Here is a 17,590-nt window from a genome sequence, read left to right as displayed (position 1 = left end):
ACGATATGGACCGAATACGACTTTCCATTCACCAAACGAATGCATTAATAGGAATGGAAAGCAAGGATTCTACCATTTCCATGCGTTCGCCTCGTGGTGAATTATCAATTGAACAGCCCAAAGCTGAATTGAATATTCAGTCCCCAAGAGGGGAGCTTGTGATTGACTCATCGAAAGCGCTAGATGCACTTGGAATCGGGCCACATTTACGATTTATGAATAATATCTATAGCCAAATGGATAATGTCCTTCTTCAGGCTATTAGTAAAATCGTAGAGGATGGCAACCGGATGGCACAAATTTCGAATCCACGGAATGCATTTGCTGATTTAGCTGGAGATGTTTTTCTTCGTGAGAATCCTGTAAGCTATACGACACAAGCCTCTCCTCTTAATGTAGATATTCAATATTATCCTAATAAACCGACTATTAATGTTGAACAGCATAGGCCGATCATTAACTACACGCCCCATACTCCAGAAATTCAATACAATCCGGGGTTTCTAAATATATATCTTCGTCAGAAAAATTCGATACAGTTCGAAGTGAGTAAGTATAATATGTACGCATAGATCTTTTTTAGTGCTATAGCTGATCAGCTATAGCATTAAACATTCTAAGGGAGGTAAACCATGCTAGAACAATTACATGGCAAGGAAATCAATTTTAAAGGTAGTGTACTTGGTTTCTCAGAGCTAAATAAATTTGAATTGAACGTTATTGATGCAGATACCCCTTATGCATTCCTGCAAAGTATGGAGGATCAGGATGTTGGTTTTTTAGTATCCGTGCCTTTTGCATTTGAGCCGGAATATAGCTTTGAGATTGATGATCATTATAAAGAAACAATAGGAATCAAGAAGCCTGAAGATGTACTGGTACTTTCAATTATTACAATTCAAGAGCCTTTTGAGAATTCGACAATGAATTTATTAGCACCTCTTGTTATAAATGTATCTAATTGCTTAGGTAGTCAAGTTGTATTACCACCAAGATGTCCATATAGTACTAAAGAACCGCTCTTCAAGACAATTTCAATAGAAAGCGGGAAGTAGATATGCTAGTTTTAAGTCGCAAAACAGGACAATCAATTATGATTGGTAATGATATTGAAATCATTATTTCGGCAGTTGATGGGGAACAAGTTAAGATTGGGATCAATGCTCCTAGTTCAATAAATATCTTGCGTAAAGAAATATTTGAAACAGTCCAGCAAAGTAACTTAGAAGCAGTGACGGGTAAATTTAATCTTCAGAAGTTGAGAAAAATACAGAAATAAAGAGAAGTTGGAAGTTGAAGTGATTTAATTTGCAAAAAAGTTTAAAAATAAAATATTTTTTTGAGAAATCTATTATAAATTGAATGTTAACCGCCGATATATTAATTACAGGCCAAGAGCCTATTCCACAAGGATGTGGAAACTCAAATTTCAAGGAGGAAATAACAATGATTATTAATCACAACCTTAATGCAATGAACACTCACCGTGCGATGGGTAACAATACTCTTCAATCCGGTAAAAACATGGAAAAGCTATCTTCAGGTCTTCGTATTAATCGTGCGGCTGACGATGCAGCTGGACTATCCATTTCCGAGAAAATGCGTGGACAGATTCGCGGTTTGGATCAAGCTCAACGAAATGCGCAAGATGGTATCTCCTTAGTACAAACTGCTGAGGGAGCTATGACAGAAATCTCCGATATGCTCGTTCGTATGAAAGAACTATACGTTCAAGATGCGAACGGTACTTACAACGGAACTGATAAGGGTAATATTAAATCAGAGTTAGATCAATTAACTGCTGAAATTGGTCGTATTCAAACGAATACTAAATTCAATGATATTGCATTGTTTGGCGCTGGTACTACTGTTGACATTCAAACAGGCCATGATGCAGCAGACAAATTAACAATCACTCTTGCGACAACTATTGTTCCAGGTGCTAATTTAACAGCTGTATCTGCTTCAATTGATACAGTTTCAACAGCTCGTGCTTCACTTGGTGCATTCCAAAACCGCCTAGAGCATACTGTTAACAACGTTGGAGCAACTTCAGAGAACTTACAAGCTGCTGAGTCACGTGTTCGTGATACGGATATGGCGAAGGAAATGGTTGCTCTTAGCAAGAACAACATTCTACTTCAAGCTTCACAAGCAATGCTTGCTCAAGCGAACCAGAACCCACAAGGTGTTCTACAACTTCTTCGTTAATTTGTTCTTAATCGCGGGCCTTAGATTATTCTAAGGCCTGTTTTTTTATACCTTAATACAACGGTAAAGAGTGTCTTGTATGAAGACTTTGTCACTTGCAATGATTGTTCTGAATGAAGCTGGAAAACTGCGAAGGTGCTTGGACAGCGTATGCTCTTTAGTTGATGAAATCATAGTTGTGGATACCGGTTCAATAGATGAATCCAAACAAGTTGCGCTAAGTTATGGAGCTAAGGTTTATGATTTTACGTGGACTGACAGCTTTGCTGATGCAAGGAACTTTGCTCTGAAGCAATCGACTAGCGATTGGAATCTTGTATTAGACGCGGATGAATATATAAACCAATGATTGTGGCTTAGCTATTAGAGAATTTATAAATTATCAATTTGCAATTGGGAGAGTTACGATTGTGAATAAGGTTATGCATAAATATGGAATTGCTTCCGAGAAGGGTTACGTCTCGAGGATCTTTCCAGCAGGTCTAAAGTATCAGAATCGCATTCATGAACAAATAAATTCGAATCTGCCTCGTTTGAAAGTTCAGGTTGAAGTGCATCATGATGGGTACTTCCAAACTGCTAAGTCGAATCGTAATATTCCATTGCTCAAGCGACAATTGGAGGAAAGCCCTAATGATCCTTATTACTTTTACCAAATTGCGAAAGAGTATAATGGGATAGGAAATTATGAAGAGGCAAATGCATATTACAACAAAGCATATTGTTTACTAACTAAAAGAGAAACCTATGCACCAAATGTGATCGTAGATTATTTATATAACATAGTAGCTAGAGGAAGTTTCCAAGATGGGGTTCTCATTGTTGAAGGTGAACAGCAATATTTACATGACTATCCAGATTTCCACTTTGTATGTGGTGTATTTTATTTAGAGTATATACTCCAAGATATATCGAAGAATGCTCATTTAATGTCTAGAATAGAAGAGTCATATATAAGATGTCTACAGATAGGGGAAACCGAACGATACGATAGCATCGTTGGAAGGGGAAGCTTTGCGTCGTTATTTAATCTAGGAACATACTATGAAGTAACAGGTGCTGTGGGGCGTACTCATGAATGTTATAGGGAAGCAGCTGCGTATGATTATCAGCCAGCACTATTACGATTAAAACATATTTAGTAACTCTCTCTAACTAATCAAATAAGAGTTACCGATAATAATGATAGTATCTTTTATTGGAGCGTGAATTTATGGACGTTGACAAAGTAACAAGAGCAGTGCCGATAAGTCAGCCACTAGCTAGTCAATCACCTATGAGAGAGCATACGCAGTCAAGTGTACCTATTAGAAATATGACTGGACTTAAGCAAGCTGAGCTGCAAGGAACCGTAACAATTAGTGAACAACAACTAGTTAGAGCTATCGATAGAGCAATTAAAAACATGCAAGGACCAACAACAACATTGGAGTTCGCCGTTCATGGTAAGACCAAAGAGATAATGGTGAAAGTAATGAATACGGATACGGGTCAAGTGATTCGTGAAATCCCACCAGAGAAGACTCTTGATTTTGTAGCAAAGTTATGGGAAATGGCAGGAATATTAGTTGACGAAAGAGGATAGGGGGAACTAGTTATGAGAATAAGTGGATTTTCATCTGGTATGGATATTGATTCTATGGTAAAAGAAATGATGACAGCAAGGCGAATTCCAGTAAACGTCTTGGGTCAGAAGAAGCAAGTGCTTGAATGGCAGAGGGAAAGCTATCAAGAACTCAATTTGAAAATATCTAATTTTCGTAACAACAAGTTGTTCAATTATAATAAGACTAGCACGTTTGCACAAGTTAAGTCTAGCTTGTCAGGGGATACTAATGCTGTCACAGCCAAAGCGCTTGGAAATGCCGTTGCCGGTACAATGACTATTAAGGTGATCGATTTAGCCCAATCTGGAAGTAACACTGGTGGCGATATTCGTAAGGCTGGGCAGAGTATTGATATAACTAAAACTTTGATGGATCAGAAGGCTAACTTTTCTGCTACAGGTGAAACCGCAATTACAAGTGCACCGATGTCGTTCAAAATTAACGGCAAAGAAATTAATGTCGATCCAACTACAATGTCGATGAATGATGTTATTGGTGCTATTAATTCCCAGACGGATGTACAAGCTGTATATGACGAGGGAACTGGTAGAGTACTACTCTCAACCAAGAACACGGGTGCAAGTGCAAAGGTTGTGATAACTAATGATACAAAAGGCTTTATGACTAATGTATTTAAGGCAGATCCATTAGGTAAGGATGGTAAAGATGCCAAACTAGAATTAAACGGTGTTGTTACGACACGTTCAAGCAACTCCTTTGCGATTAATGGTGTGGATATTAAGTTGAACGCTGTTAGTACAACCGCTACTACAATCAGTACGAGTAAGGATTTAGATAAGATTGTTGACGATATTAAAGGTTTTATTAATGAGTATAACGATTTAATCAAACTACTTAATGATAAAACACGAGAGACACGTTACCGTGACTATCAGCCATTAACAGATGATCAACGTAAAGATATGAAGGAAAGTGAAATTACCCAGTGGGAAGCGAAAGCTAAAAGTGGACTACTTGCCAGGGATGGGATTTTAACGAAAGCACTTTCTGATATGAGGTTTAGTATAGCTGGTGAGGTAAGTACTACAGGTAATACTAGTATTAAACAGCTTGCCGCATTAGGTATTGAAACTGGTTCATATACTGAATTAGGTAAACTAAACTTAAAAAGTGAAGATAAGTTACGGGAAGCACTTACTACTAATCCTGATGCAGTAATCGCGCTATTTACATCTAATCCGCCACCTACTGTGGTTAATGGTGTTGAAGTTCCTCCCGAGCATAAAAAAGTTGGTATATTCCAGCGGTTATACAATGATCTGAAAGGTGCTTTGGATGGAATTAAAGAGAAGGCAGGGACAAGCGCTTACTCCACTTCCATAAAAGAAAATCTTAATCCAGATAGTATAATGGGAAAAGCAATTAAAGCGTTAACGGATAAAATAAGAACCCAGAATGAAAATTTAAAAATGCTGGAAACTCGTTACTATCGTCAATTTACAGCTATGGAAGTAGCTATGAACAAATTTAACTCTCAATCCAGTTCCTTATCAGGAATGTTACAATGAAAGTAGTGTATAGGAGGAACTAACTAATGCTTCAGGCAAATCCTAATAAATATATGGAAACTGCAATTCAAACCGCTTCTCCAGCTCAATTATTAATAATGCTTTATGATGGTGCTATCCGATCCTGCAGGCAGAGTATTAAATACCTGGAGGAAAAGGATTACGCTAATGTTAATACTAGCCTACTTAAAGCACAGAGTATCGTGAGTGAACTTCGGGTAACATTGGATAATAAATATCCCATATCGCAAGAGTTGCATAGAATCTATGAATATTTCGGTTTCCGGTTAATTCAAGCGAACATCAAGAAAGATCCTAAACAGGTGGAAGAAGTGCTTGAGTATTTTTTGGATTTGAAGGAAGCTTGGGTAACGGCCGCTAAATCTACTGCTAACCAAGGACATAGGGCTAATGGATAACTTAATACAACAATTAGAAGCACTAACGAAAAATGTAGTCATAGGGCTCGAAGATATGAACTATGAAGAGCTTGTCGATTTTATTGAGCAGAGAGAGAAGCAAGTATCCCAGATTCTGTCCATGTCAGAAACCGTATGCAAACCAACTGATTCTCAGAAAAGACAGATTCAACTCATAATGACTCATGATGCTGTCATCCAAAGACGAATGCAGGAATTAAAATTTGAAGCGGAAGCTGGATTACAGAAGATTAATAATAGTAGATTGCAACATGCAGTATATGAAAGAGCATATCTAGCAGAAAGTTTGTTTTTTGATAAAAAAAAATAGTGTACATAATGGGTTGAATAAAGTTCACTTTATCAATCCGTTTTTTTTTTGATGTGTGTCCTTTGGAAAAAAAGCTATTTTTTGTTGTTTAACTATACTGAACAGTGGAAAGTTCTTCATAGCAAAACAACCCTTACAGACGATATGATTTTCAAAGGTTCTTACACCAATAAGGAGATAAAGAGAACTCTACCATAAGTGATGGAGAAGTTTTTGAAAAGTATCTCCCCATTTGCCCTGGTTTTAAGCCATTCCGTGTATTGAATCGTAAGGAGCCTCTGACGGGTTACTGACTACTGGATTCATTTATGTTTCGCAAAGGATTATAATAGAAATTCGGGGCTATACCCATTTTTCTTTTATTTCTCATTCAGCTTATCAGATCAGAGCAATATTAATAATCTGGTCGACCTAGCCGATAGTAGTAAAGAGATCTGAGAAGGTAATTACTCGGAAACCCCATAGAGTTATGCAAAGTGTGGGTTGACATGAATGAATTCCTGCTTACGCAAACTGCAAGAGGAGAAGGTAGCTGTGAACAATCATAAATCCCCGGCAATAACGATTCATACATTGGCTTATAACGTTGAGAAATATATAAATGAATGCGCGGACAGTCTATTAAATCAAACCTTTATTGATTTTGAATGGGTGGTACTCGATAACGGATCGACAGATCAAACAGGAGGAATCCTGGAAGAATATGCACGAAAAGACAGTCGAATAAAACTGTTTAAAAATAAGAGAAACACTTTTATACACAATGAGCCTATAAATCCGGATTTTCAAGAATTTTGCAGAAAACAAGAATTTGATTATTGGTGTTCGTTGGATAGCGACGATTACCTTCATCCTGATTTTTTAAAAGATTTATATACAGCTGCAATAGAACGGAATGCAGATATCGCAATTGGCGGCACTGAACATTTTAGAGACCAGGATCCTTCTCTTCGAGGTAGACGTTGTCCACCGGATTTTTATGCTGCAGAAATTACTGCATTAGGAGATATATTCCCAAATGTTTACGGGAGTTTTAGAACGATGTGGGGTAAGTTAGTTAAATACTCTGTGATACAAAAGCAAGTCGAGTATAGGCTGAAGAACCCTGTTATTCTAAAAAATGCGGGCGATACTTTATTTTCTTTAGATCTATTAAAGTTCTCCAACTCCGTTATTGGTATAAATCGAGTACTTCACTATTACAGAATAAGAAAAAGTTCGTTATACCATACACTAATGGATAGTCAAAGATATTTGGATTATGTAGTTCTTTATCAGGAAAGCAAATTGCTTCTGGAGAACTGGAATCAGCTAAATACTACCAACAAAGAATTTGTGGTTAACGTTTTATATCATTCTTTGATAGATTGTTTGAAGCTTACCATCACTGCTTCATCTGTGGCTGTCAATGACAGGCTGGAAGCGATTGAAATGATGTTATCCGATGAGATAATAAATGAGGTCATTCTTAGGGACGGTTTATCTCAAAAATTGCTTTATGATATGCATCAAATGATGGATTCCATATTTAATCATATTTCAGAGCTTGATATTCCTATTGCAACTACTCACTATATCTATAGATTATTTCTGTCAATTAGAATGGGGAAATCTGTTGAAGGAAACAAACATAACGCGTTTTTACTGTACATATCTGCGCTTAGTGACGAAAAGAACAGAAGTCGATTTGGGCTAATCTTTCTCCAGCAATTTTTTGCTCTTATCGGAAAATCTCATCTGGTTGAACTTGAGAAAAACAATATAAGTAATGAGTATCTAGTATCTAGTCCATTAATACTTCGTGAAGTTGTAAACGGACAAGATAATGGTGAAAAGATAAACGATGCTAAAGAACAAATTGAAATGGCTATATCCACTGAAAATTACGATGAAGCCATAGATATACTGTTAAAGATTCTAGATGAAAGCCCGCTCGACAAAATTGCATTATCTTATAAAATGTTCTTCCTATCCATGAACAGTGATATAACAACACTTGTCGAAACAGCTGTTACATTAACAACGTTTTACCCTGATGACTATACCTCATTAAGTTTCGCAGCTCAAGCTTTTGTCTTCGCAGGTCTTAAAAAGGAAGCAAAAATGATTTATCAAAAAGCATTGAGAGTATGTCCAGACAAAAAACAGCAATCGGAAATTATAAAGGAACTAGAAGCGATATAAGAATAGGCAGGTGAGAGAGCATGAAGGTAGTAATTCTTGCTGGGGGATATGGAACGAGAATAAGTGAAGAAAGTCATTTGCGACCTAAGCCGATGGTCGAAGTTGGGGAGAAACCGATCCTGTGGCACATTATGAAGATATATAGTTATTATGGATATAACGATTTTATTATCTGCCTCGGGTATAAAGGAAATGTAATTAAGGATTTTTTTGCTGACTATTATCTTCATGAGTCGGATATAACCTTTGACTTCACTAGTAATAATAAATTGACGATCCATAATAATGTATCTGAGCCATGGCGAGTAACATTGGTAGATACGGGGCTGGATACGATGACTGGAGGAAGAATAAGGAGAATAAAGAAATACCTGAGTAATGAACGATTTATGCTGACGTATGGTGATGGAGTTTCGAACGTAGATATCAAGGAGTTGGAAAAATACCATATCCAATCGGACGGGTATCTTACGTTAACTGCCGTTCAACCTGGCGGGCGCTTCGGGGTGCTGGATATTGATGATTCATCTAATCAGGTGAAAAGATTTATAGAAAAGTCTAAAGAGGATGGCGGTTGGATTAATGGAGGCTTCATGGTCGTCGAACCGCAAGTATTGGATCTTATCGAGGGTGATGAAACCGTCTTTGAAACCATCACTATGGAAAAAATAGTACTTCAAGATAGATTGAACGCCTATAAACATCACGGGTTTTGGCAGTGTATGGATAATGTTCGAGACAGAACGGTACTAGAAAAGCTTTGGAGAGAAAACAAGGCGCCATGGAAGTTGTGGGAGTAGTATCATAAATTGTACAAGAGGAGCGGTGAGCCATGAATATAATCCCTAAAATCACATCAGAGGATATGGAGTTTATTTATCGTTCCTTATCTCGTGAAGACTTGCAGAATCTGCATGGCAGTTCCATCTTGGTTACTGGCTATGCGGGGTCGATAGGTTACTCCTTATTGCACTTTCTTTTCGAGTATGGAAGGAAGTTGGGCATTAAAAAGGTGTTCGGCATTGATAATTATATGTTCGGTAAGCCGAAGTGGATCGAGCGTATTTCGCAAGATCGACTTTTTGATTTACGGGAATGCGATGTGATCACTTGCGATTTCGATTTTGCTGAAAGCGCAAATTTGATTTTTCATATGGCGTCACTAGCATCGCCCGTTTACTATCGCTTGCATCCTATCGAGACGATTGATGCCGATGTAACTGGGTTACGCCGTATGCTCGATTTCTATAAGCAAAAGCAGTTGAAAGGTTTTCTGTTTTATTCGAGTAGTGAAATCTACGGAGATCCACATCCTATCCAAATTCCTACCCCGGAATCTTATTGGGGGAATGTAAACACCTGTGGACCAAGAGCATGTTATGACGAGTCCAAGCGTTTCGGAGAAACGTTGTGTTATAACTTTTCTCGACAATATGGTATGCCGATAACCATCGTGCGGCCTTTTAATAATTATGGCCCAGGGATGCGAATTAATGACCAAAGGGTGGTAGCTGATTTTGCCAAAGCAGTGATAGACCATAATGATATTGTCATTTTCTCTGATGGTAAACCGACCCGTACCTTTGACTACATACCTGATGCGATGGTCGGTTATTTGAAATGTGCTTTATACGGCAAGTTTGATGTCTTTAATATCGGGTCTGATCACCAAGAATTGACCATCATGCAGCTGGCAGAGTTTTATCGCAAGATTGCCAAAGAACTGTTTAATTATGACGGGAACATTGTGTTTAGAACACATGAGGACAAAGAATATTTGACCGACAACCCGAATCGCCGTTGCCCGGATATTACAAAAGCCCGAATTTTACTTCAGTATAAGCCCCAGATTCAAATCGAGGAAGGAATTAGAAGATACTTAGAATATTTGAGAGAATGCGACAGGAGTGAATTCGAGTGGTAGAACAGTTTTCTGTTGATTATCTGACCAAAGAGGCTAATCAGATCCAGTTGTTAAAGCAAATTAGTTTAGGGGCAGGGAGTAAGGGATCCCAACCTATTGTTCTATTTGGTTCAGGTACAATAGGAAAATTATATTTGAAGCACATTAAGACAATAAATCCTTCAATGGAGGTTGTTTTCTGTGATAACAGTCCATCGAAGTGGGGAACATCAGTAGAAGGAAGTCCAGTGATTAGTTTCAATGAGCTGAAAACCCATTATCGCGATAGTTATATTATTATAACTTCTTTGGATTACTATGATGAAATTTCACTCCAATTAAAAGAGAATCATTTAAATTCTGTTTTAGATACAGGGGTACATTATGCTCTTTGGGATTCTGGAAATATATTAGGGTTATTCGAGAACTTTGTTTCATTGATCCAAAAGAATATTAATCAGTTTCAAACCGTATATAGCTTATTATCTGATGAGTTATCGAAACAGATTTTTCTCGATAGAATAAACCATTGTATTACAGCAAGCTCTAAATATCTGACTCCGCTGAAAAGTGAGCATCCGCAATACTTTGATGCCGATATTATCAAACTTTCAGATGAAGAAATTTTTATAGACGGTGGCGCATACATTGGCGATACGGTAGAAGAATTCATGAAACAAACAAATGGTAAATTCAATAGAATATACGCATTTGAACCAGAAGAGAGCAAGTATAAGGAGTTTAATCAGATTAGCAAGGGGCATGAGCGCATTGAGTTACTACCATATGGATTGTGGAGCAAACGAGAAGTTCTTCGTTTTAATTCGCAAAACAATTATGCAAGTAATATAGATGAAAGTGGAAATACAGAAATTCCGGTTATTTCGATTGATGAAGTTCTTAATGGCGATCCCGTTACATTTATAAAGATGGATATTGAAGGGGCGGAGCTTGAGGCATTAAAGGGGGCATCGACGACAATAAGGAAGTATAAGCCAATACTTGCAATCTGTATATACCATAAACCTTTGGATATCGTAGAAATTCCAATGTATATAAAAGAGTTAGTTCCTGAATATAAAATTTATATTAGACATTACGGCGTTAATTTATACGAGACAGTGTGTTACGCAGTGGCTAAGTAATACAAGGGAAGAGGGGTAGCGCTAATGCCTTATACAGATTCTTTGGTCTCGGTTATTATACCGGTTTATAATGGTTCAAATTATCTGCGAGATGCGATTGACAGCGTCTTGCTGCAGACCTATCCTAACATTGAGATCATTGTTGTTAACGACGGTTCGAATGATAACGGAATGACGGAAGAAGTTGCTTTAGGATATGGAGATCGAATTCGGTACTTTCATAAAGAAAACGGTGGCGTTGGCAGTGCTTTAAACCTAGGAATCGAAAAGATGAAAGGTGACTATTTTTCATGGTTAAGTCATGACGACTTGTATTTGCCGCAGAAAATAGACTCTCAAATGCGTCTTTTAGAAAATTATTCGAATAAAACGCTCATTGTTACCGGCGGGTATACAGTTGTAGATGAGTTAAAAAACTTCCAATATGATGTGAATCCGCTTGCCTTGTTCGAAAGGGAAAAGCTAGAAGCGTTTCCACTGTTCGCGTTGTTACGAGGCGCTATTCATGGTTGTTCTATTCTGATTCACAAAAGTTACTTTGAGAGAGTAGGGATGTTCCGTACGGATTTGCCGACTACTCAGGATTATGAGTTTTTCTTCAGACTACTTAGAGGGGAAAAAATAATATTCCAGGACGGACTATATGTTCTTTCCAGACAACATGAGGAACAGGGTAGCAAACGCATTAAATCGCATGTTCAGGAATGTAACCGCTTATGGATTGGATTCATGGATATGCTTTCAAATGAGGAAAAGACAAGCATGGAAGGTTCACCGTATTTATTTTATAAAAATACATGGACATTTTTAAAAACAGAGAGACCTTATTATCGTGATGCTGTCGAATATGCTAAAAAGTGTGCACTTTTAGAAGCGAGTCATGAACTTTCGCATCAAGAAGACGATGAGGCAGATCGCGAAATAAGTGATTTTTTGAATGAAATTGGTTAGTTAGGGATGGGGTGATGCTTTGTTTAAGGATAAAACGTTATTAATCACTGGTGGCACGGGTTCTTTCGGCAATGCCGTACTTCGGCGATTTTTAGATACGGATATCAAAGAAATTCGAATTTTCTCCCGTGATGAGAAAAAGCAAGACGACATGCGTAATGAGTTTATAAATTCTAAGATCAAGTTCTTTATTGGGGATGTACGAGAACGTTCTAGTTTGAATTCAGCAATGTTTGGAGTTGATTATGTATTTCACGCTGCTGCTTTAAAGCAGGTTCCGTCATGTGAATTTTTTCCGCTGGAGGCTGTCCGAACGAATGTAATGGGGACAGAGAATGTGCTTGAGGCTGCAATTGCGAATGAAGTTGAAAAAATAATTTGTTTGTCTACGGATAAGGCGGTATACCCGATTAATGCAATGGGAATGTCAAAAGCATTGATGGAAAAGCTCGCAGTTTCGAAATCGCGAATGGACGGAAGCAAGGGTACAATTGTCACTGTGACCAGATATGGTAATGTCATGGCGTCAAGAGGGTCGGTAATTCCGATGTTTGTTAAGCAAATTAAGTCTAAAGCACCAATTACAATTACTGATCCTGAAATGACCCGCTTTATGATGTCTCTTGATGAAGCCGTTGACCTCGTCCTGTTTGCTTTTAAACATGCGAAAGGCGGAGAGGTTTTTGTGCAAAAAGCTCCGGCAACGACAATTGGTGATCTTGCCCTGGCGCTAAAGACCATTTTTGAATCGAATACACCTATCGAATATATCGGAACAAGACATGGAGAAAAGTTGCATGAAACGTTACTGACAAGAGAGGAATGTGTCAAAGCGATAGAGTTTGATAATTACTTCATGGTACCATTGGATGATCGTGATCTGAATTACGGAAAATACTTTGTTCAAGGTCAACCAAAGGTTTCGGAAGCAGAAGATTATAATTCACACAACACTCGACGCTTAAACACTTCTGAACTAGCCGATTTACTGCTTTCGCTGCCATATATTCGAAATGAATTACAATCTTCGTTATATAGTGAGGGCATTTAGTATGAAGGTTATGACGATTGTAGGAACTCGCCCAGAAATTATTAAGTTGAGTTGTGTGATCGAGGAATTAGACAAGTTTACGGATCATATTCTCGTTCACACGGGGCAAAATTATGACTATGAACTAAACGGTATTTTTTTTGAGGAAATGGGTATTCGAAAACCTGATATTTACCTAGAAGCTGCCGGAAGTACAGCTTCCGAAACGATCGCGAACGTAATTATCAAGTCCGATGAGCTGTTTAAACAACACAATCCGGATGCTGTGTTGTTATATGGGGATACGAATTCTTGCTTGGCAGTAATTTCGGCGAAAAGAAACAAAATACCAATATTTCATATGGAAGCTGGAAACAGATGCTTTGATCAGCGTGTTCCTGAAGAAATCAATCGGAAAATTGTCGATCATCTCAGTGACGTGAATTTGACATTGACGGAACATGCACGCAGATATTTGATTTCAGAGGGGCTGCCCCCGGAGTTAATAATAAAGACGGGATCGAGCATGAAAGAAGTATTCGCTCGTCAATCTGAGAAAATTCGTCAGAGCACCGTGCTGGAGGCTTTAGATCTATCTTATAGAGACTATTTTGTCGTGAGCGCACACCGTGAGGAAAACATTGATTCCCCCCGTAATTTCAACGATTTGATTGAAACGTTAAACGGTATTGCTGAGACATATCAGAAACGTATCATTGTTTCAACGCATCCGAGAACGAGAAAGCTGCTTGATCAGCTCGGCCTATCTTTTAATGAACGAATTCAGTTCTTAAAGCCGTTAGGTTTTGCTGATTATATCCATTTACAACAACATGCATACTGTGTCATTTCTGATAGCGGTACAATTTCGGAGGAAGCATCAATTTTGCAGTTTCCAGCGATTACGATTCGTCAAGCGCATGAACGTCCGGAAGGTATGGATGAAGGAACGCTCGTAATGAGTGGTTTAAAGCTGAAAGATGTACTTTTATCGATAAATATCGTTGTTTCACAATATACGGAGAACCCCAATTTTCCGAATATCATCTGTGACTATGACACGGATTATGTATCAAAAAAAGTGGTAAGAATTATCATGAGTTACACGAACTATATCAATCGAACAGTTTGGAAAACTGAAAAATAAATGGTGGTTGAACGTATGAATCGCATAGTCATTCTTGGAGCTACAGGTATGGCAGGGCATGTAATTTCTCTATACTTAGAAGAGCGAGGATACGAGGTTTTTCGTGCATCGCGAAGCATCACACCGTCCCAAACCGCGAGACGAATTGATGCAACCGACTTTCCATCGCTTCTTGATTGGCTGGATGAAGTCCAGCCTTTAATTGTCATTAACGCAATTGGACTTTTACAAAAAGAGTCTGATGCACGGCCAGATCTAGCGGTTTTGATCAATTCTTACTTGCCGCATTTACTTGAACAGCATTATTCAAGTACAAAGACAAGATTGATTCACTTAAGTACAGATTGCGTGTTTTCTGGAATAACTGGAGGATACAGCGAAAATTCATTTCCCGACGGGCAGACAATATACGATCGCTCCAAAGCGCTAGGTGAAGTAGTCAATTCGAAAGATCTTACTTTTCGAGTGTCGATTGTCGGGCCGGATATTGATCCGAACGGCACAGGATTATTTCATTGGTTTATGAAGCAATATGGGGAAATTCGTGGATTTACAAAAGCGATTTGGAATGGCGTAACGACGATCGAGCTTTCCAAGGCGATTGATGCAGCGATTCAACAAAACTTAACCGGACTCTATCATCTCACGCCGGATGAAATAATAAATAAACATGATCTGATTCAATTGTTTAAAACCGAATTTTTGAAACGAGATGTTCAAATTGTTCCTTTTGACGGATTTGTCACGGACAAGAGCCTCATTAATACAAGGACAGACTTTGTGTATCAAATTCCCTCTTATCGCCAAATGGTATATGAGTTGGCTATGTGGATACGTGATCACAAAGAATTATATGACTATACGATAGGGAGAGATGATGAGTGATAGAAGAGTTTTCGATCGATCAGCTGGCTAAAGAGCCAAATCAGATACAATTATTATTGCAGGTAATTTCGGATACCTTGAGTAGGGAATTAAAACCTATTGTGCTTTTTGGATCAGGAACAATAGGAAGAAATTACTTGAAGTACTTGAAAACAATAAATATTCCTATGGAGATTATTTTCTGTGATAACAATCCAGCGAAGTGGGGAACGTCGTTGGAAGGTGTACCAATTATCAGCTTTAACGAGTTGAAAACCAATTATCTCGACAGTTATATTATTATCTGTTCATTCGATTTTTATGAAGAAATTTCCCTGCAATTAAAGGACAACGATTTAAAATGTATTTTAGATCCTCGAATCCATTATGTAATTTTAGAAAGTCAGGAAACATTGGATTTCTTTAATTATGTTCCATTAATTGAAAAGAGCGAAAAACTGTTTCAAAATGCTTATAACTTGTTGGCTGACGAGACATCAAAGCAAATTTTTTGTGATAGAATCAATTATTGCATAACGGCTAGTTCTAAATATCTAACTCCATTGAGAAGCGTGTCCCCGCAATATTTTGCACCTAATCTTATTAAGCTAACTGATGAGGAAGTCTTTATCGATGGCGGTGCATTTACTGGAGATACGATTGTGGAATTCTTAAAACAAACTAAAGGGAATTTCAAAAAGATATATGCCTTTGAACCTGAGGAGAGCAAGCATAATGAGTTTAAAGAACTGACTGCAGGCCATAAGCATATTGATCTTCTACCATATGGTCTTTGGAGTAAAAATGATATGCTGCGTTTTAACGCGAATAATGATCTTACTAGTTCATTCGGGAAAGACGGAAATACAAAAGTCCAAGTAATTTCAATCGATGAGTTTTTAAATGGGCGTCCGGTTACATTTATCAAAATGGACATTGAGAGTGCTGAACTTGAGGCACTCAAGGGGGCGGAGATGTCTATTAGAAAATATAAGCCTAAGCTCGCCATCTGTGTATATCACAAGCCGCTTGATATTGTAGAAATCCCAATGTATTTAAAGGAACTTGTTCCGGAGTACAAATTCTATTTCAGACATTACAGCAATAATTTAAGTGAGACTGTGTGTTATGCTGTAGCAGAATAAGAAGTTATATGTTAAATGGGTTGTAATACTCTAATGATTGATAAGCCACAAAGGGTCCTATTTGTCAATGGATTGCCGATTGACAAAGGTGGAATAGAAACGTCGATTATAGAGATTTACAGAAAGGTAGATCATAAGCAGGTTTTAATCGACTTTGTTGTGAGGAAGCCCCAGCAAGGATATTTTCACAATGGAATTGAGAGCTACGGCGGAAGAATATCTAATTTATTTGTGCACACTCAATCGAACATCTTGGAAAACAGAAACATAAATGGTAGTTGAACGTATGAATCGCATAGTCGTTCTTCTTGGAGCTACAGGTATGGCAGGGCATGTCATTTCTTTATACTTAGAAGAGCGAGGATGTAAGATTTTTCGTGCATCGCGAAGCATCACACTGTCTGAAACTTCGAGACGAATTGATGCAACTGACTTTCCATCGCTTCTTGATTGGTTGGATCAAGTTCAGCCATTAATTGTTATTAATGCAATTCGGCTTTTACAAAAAGAGTCTAATGCACGGCCGGATTTAGCGGTTTTGATCAATTCTTACTTGCCGCATTTACTTGAGCAGCATTATTAAGGTACAAAGACAAGATTGATTACAGATTGCGTGTTTTCTGGAGCAACTGGAGGATACAGAGAAAGTTCTCTTCCGGACGGGCAGACACTGTATGGTCGCTCCAAAGCGCTAGGTGAAGTAATCAATTCGAAACATCTTACTTTTCGATGCGATTATCGGTGCTGGCATTAACCCGAACGCTACAGGACTATTTCATTGGTTTATGAAGCAATATGGGGAAATTCGTGGATTTACTAAAGCGCTTTGGAATGGCGTGACGACGATTGAGCTTTCCAAGGCGATTGATGCAGCGATTCAACAAAACTTAACTGGACTCTATCATCTCACGCCGGATGAAATCATAAATAAACACACGATTTGATTCAATTGTTTAAATCCGAATTTTTGAAACGAGATGTTCAAATTGTTCCTTATGACGAATTTGTCAAGGACAAGAGCCTTATTAATACAAGGACAGACTCTTTGTGTATCAAATTCCCTCTTATCGCCAAATGGTATATGAGATGGCTATTTGGATACGTGATCACAAGGAGTTATATGA

21 protein-coding genes are annotated in these 17,590 nt (G+C 38.0%); all 21 read left to right on the top strand.

The window, feature by feature from the left end:
* Positions 1-5: 5 nt before the first annotated feature.
* The 21 genes from AC1DOK_RS11535 (at position 6) to AC1DOK_RS11435 (ending at position 17,410) form a co-directional block, all read left to right on the top strand.
* A complete protein-coding gene (locus AC1DOK_RS11535; protein WP_477554426.1) occupies positions 6-572 on the top strand; it encodes a DUF6470 family protein in 567 nt (188 codons plus the stop codon).
* A gap of 60 nt (positions 573-632) precedes the next feature.
* A complete protein-coding gene (gene fliW, locus AC1DOK_RS11530) occupies positions 633-1,055 on the top strand; it encodes a flagellar assembly protein FliW (RefSeq protein WP_477554425.1) in 423 nt (140 codons plus the stop codon).
* Between the two features lie 2 nt (positions 1,056-1,057).
* On the top strand, positions 1,058-1,279 hold the full coding sequence (csrA, locus tag AC1DOK_RS11525) for a carbon storage regulator CsrA (RefSeq protein ID WP_477554424.1): 222 nt from the start codon (positions 1,058-1,060) through the stop codon (positions 1,277-1,279).
* Between the two features lie 167 nt (positions 1,280-1,446).
* Positions 1,447-2,211 (top strand): flagellin N-terminal helical domain-containing protein, encoded by a 765-nt coding sequence (locus AC1DOK_RS11520; protein WP_477554423.1) that lies wholly within the window; start codon positions 1,447-1,449, stop codon positions 2,209-2,211.
* A 79-nt stretch (positions 2,212-2,290) separates the two neighbouring features.
* Positions 2,291-2,560, top strand: coding sequence for a glycosyltransferase family 2 protein (locus AC1DOK_RS11515; protein ID WP_477554422.1), 270 nt, complete (start codon positions 2,291-2,293; stop codon positions 2,558-2,560).
* A 61-nt stretch (positions 2,561-2,621) separates the two neighbouring features.
* The gene (locus AC1DOK_RS11510; protein ID WP_477554421.1) at positions 2,622-3,353 is read left to right on the top strand and encodes a tetratricopeptide repeat protein; all 732 of its coding nucleotides are present in this window, start codon (positions 2,622-2,624) and stop codon (positions 3,351-3,353) included.
* A gap of 71 nt (positions 3,354-3,424) precedes the next feature.
* Positions 3,425-3,796, top strand: a complete 372-nt coding sequence (locus AC1DOK_RS11505; protein WP_477554420.1) for a flagellar protein FlaG — start codon at positions 3,425-3,427, stop codon at positions 3,794-3,796.
* Positions 3,797-3,808: 12 nt separating this feature from the next.
* Positions 3,809-5,347 (top strand): flagellar filament capping protein FliD, encoded by a 1,539-nt coding sequence (gene fliD / locus AC1DOK_RS11500; protein ID WP_477554419.1) that lies wholly within the window; start codon positions 3,809-3,811, stop codon positions 5,345-5,347.
* Between the two features lie 26 nt (positions 5,348-5,373).
* Positions 5,374-5,766 (top strand): flagellar export chaperone FliS, encoded by a 393-nt coding sequence (fliS, locus tag AC1DOK_RS11495; RefSeq protein WP_477554418.1) that lies wholly within the window; start codon positions 5,374-5,376, stop codon positions 5,764-5,766.
* On the top strand, positions 5,759-6,097 hold the full coding sequence (fliT, locus tag AC1DOK_RS11490) for a flagellar protein FliT (protein ID WP_477554417.1): 339 nt from the start codon (positions 5,759-5,761) through the stop codon (positions 6,095-6,097). Before fliS ends, fliT begins: the two co-directional genes overlap by 8 nt.
* 534 nt (positions 6,098-6,631) lie before the next feature.
* Entirely contained in the window at positions 6,632-8,281 is a 1,650-nt protein-coding gene (locus AC1DOK_RS11485) for a glycosyltransferase (RefSeq protein ID WP_477554416.1), read from the top strand.
* 20 nt (positions 8,282-8,301) lie between these two features.
* Entirely contained in the window at positions 8,302-9,081 is a 780-nt protein-coding gene (gene rfbF, locus AC1DOK_RS11480) for a glucose-1-phosphate cytidylyltransferase (RefSeq protein WP_477554415.1), read from the top strand.
* 32 nt (positions 9,082-9,113) lie between these two features.
* The gene (locus tag AC1DOK_RS11475; RefSeq protein WP_477554414.1) at positions 9,114-10,205 is read left to right on the top strand and encodes an NAD-dependent epimerase/dehydratase family protein; all 1,092 of its coding nucleotides are present in this window, start codon (positions 9,114-9,116) and stop codon (positions 10,203-10,205) included.
* Positions 10,199-11,329: an FkbM family methyltransferase gene (locus AC1DOK_RS11470; RefSeq protein WP_477554413.1), complete on the top strand. Its 1,131-nt coding sequence runs from the start codon at positions 10,199-10,201 to the stop codon at positions 11,327-11,329. Before AC1DOK_RS11475 ends, AC1DOK_RS11470 begins: the two co-directional genes overlap by 7 nt.
* A gap of 24 nt (positions 11,330-11,353) precedes the next feature.
* On the top strand, positions 11,354-12,280 hold the full coding sequence (locus AC1DOK_RS11465; protein ID WP_477554412.1) for a glycosyltransferase: 927 nt from the start codon (positions 11,354-11,356) through the stop codon (positions 12,278-12,280).
* Between the two features lie 19 nt (positions 12,281-12,299).
* Positions 12,300-13,331 carry a polysaccharide biosynthesis protein gene (locus AC1DOK_RS11460; RefSeq protein WP_477554411.1) on the top strand — a complete coding sequence of 344 codons (1,032 nt, stop codon included), beginning with the start codon at positions 12,300-12,302 and terminating at the stop codon, positions 13,329-13,331.
* Position 13,332: 1 nt separating this feature from the next.
* Positions 13,333-14,457 carry a non-hydrolyzing UDP-N-acetylglucosamine 2-epimerase gene (gene wecB, locus AC1DOK_RS11455; protein ID WP_477554410.1) on the top strand — a complete coding sequence of 375 codons (1,125 nt, stop codon included), beginning with the start codon at positions 13,333-13,335 and terminating at the stop codon, positions 14,455-14,457.
* A gap of 15 nt (positions 14,458-14,472) precedes the next feature.
* Positions 14,473-15,342, top strand: a complete 870-nt coding sequence (locus AC1DOK_RS11450) for a dTDP-4-dehydrorhamnose reductase family protein (protein ID WP_477554409.1) — start codon at positions 14,473-14,475, stop codon at positions 15,340-15,342.
* On the top strand, positions 15,339-16,466 hold the full coding sequence (locus AC1DOK_RS11445) for an FkbM family methyltransferase (protein ID WP_477554408.1): 1,128 nt from the start codon (positions 15,339-15,341) through the stop codon (positions 16,464-16,466). Before AC1DOK_RS11450 ends, AC1DOK_RS11445 begins: the two co-directional genes overlap by 4 nt.
* 271 nt (positions 16,467-16,737) lie before the next feature.
* On the top strand, positions 16,738-17,049 hold the full coding sequence (locus AC1DOK_RS11440; RefSeq protein WP_477554407.1) for an NAD-dependent epimerase/dehydratase family protein: 312 nt from the start codon (positions 16,738-16,740) through the stop codon (positions 17,047-17,049).
* Positions 17,050-17,251: 202 nt separating this feature from the next.
* Positions 17,252-17,410, top strand: coding sequence for a hypothetical protein (locus AC1DOK_RS11435; protein WP_477554406.1), 159 nt, complete (start codon positions 17,252-17,254; stop codon positions 17,408-17,410).
* The last annotated feature ends 180 nt before the right edge of the window (positions 17,411-17,590 follow it).

This window comes from Paenibacillus sp. P5_B5 (genome assembly GCF_056400365.1).
This window is presented reverse-complemented; position numbering and strand designations above follow the sequence as displayed.

Bases quoted from the DNA above. Each gene is read 5' to 3' on its own strand.
- AC1DOK_RS11535 (WP_477554426.1), top strand. From the start codon at position 6: ATGGACCGAATACGACTTTCCATTCACCAAACGAATGCATTAATAGGA.
- fliW (WP_477554425.1), top strand. From the start codon at position 633: ATGCTAGAACAATTACATGGCAAGGAAATCAATTTTAAAGGTAGTGTA.
- csrA (WP_477554424.1), top strand. From the start codon at position 1,058: ATGCTAGTTTTAAGTCGCAAAACAGGACAATCAATTATGATTGGTAAT.
- AC1DOK_RS11520 (WP_477554423.1), top strand. From the start codon at position 1,447: ATGATTATTAATCACAACCTTAATGCAATGAACACTCACCGTGCGATG.
- AC1DOK_RS11515 (WP_477554422.1), top strand. From the start codon at position 2,291: ATGAAGACTTTGTCACTTGCAATGATTGTTCTGAATGAAGCTGGAAAA.
- AC1DOK_RS11505 (WP_477554420.1), top strand. From the start codon at position 3,425: ATGGACGTTGACAAAGTAACAAGAGCAGTGCCGATAAGTCAGCCACTA.
- fliD (WP_477554419.1), top strand. From the start codon at position 3,809: ATGAGAATAAGTGGATTTTCATCTGGTATGGATATTGATTCTATGGTA.
- fliS (WP_477554418.1), top strand. From the start codon at position 5,374: ATGCTTCAGGCAAATCCTAATAAATATATGGAAACTGCAATTCAAACC.
- fliT (WP_477554417.1), top strand. From the start codon at position 5,759: ATGGATAACTTAATACAACAATTAGAAGCACTAACGAAAAATGTAGTC.
- rfbF (WP_477554415.1), top strand. From the start codon at position 8,302: ATGAAGGTAGTAATTCTTGCTGGGGGATATGGAACGAGAATAAGTGAA.
- AC1DOK_RS11475 (WP_477554414.1), top strand. From the start codon at position 9,114: ATGAATATAATCCCTAAAATCACATCAGAGGATATGGAGTTTATTTAT.
- AC1DOK_RS11465 (WP_477554412.1), top strand. From the start codon at position 11,354: ATGCCTTATACAGATTCTTTGGTCTCGGTTATTATACCGGTTTATAAT.
- wecB (WP_477554410.1), top strand. From the start codon at position 13,333: ATGAAGGTTATGACGATTGTAGGAACTCGCCCAGAAATTATTAAGTTG.
- AC1DOK_RS11450 (WP_477554409.1), top strand. From the start codon at position 14,473: ATGAATCGCATAGTCATTCTTGGAGCTACAGGTATGGCAGGGCATGTA.
- AC1DOK_RS11440 (WP_477554407.1), top strand. From the start codon at position 16,738: ATGGTAGTTGAACGTATGAATCGCATAGTCGTTCTTCTTGGAGCTACA.
- AC1DOK_RS11435 (WP_477554406.1), top strand. From the start codon at position 17,252: ATGAAGCAATATGGGGAAATTCGTGGATTTACTAAAGCGCTTTGGAAT.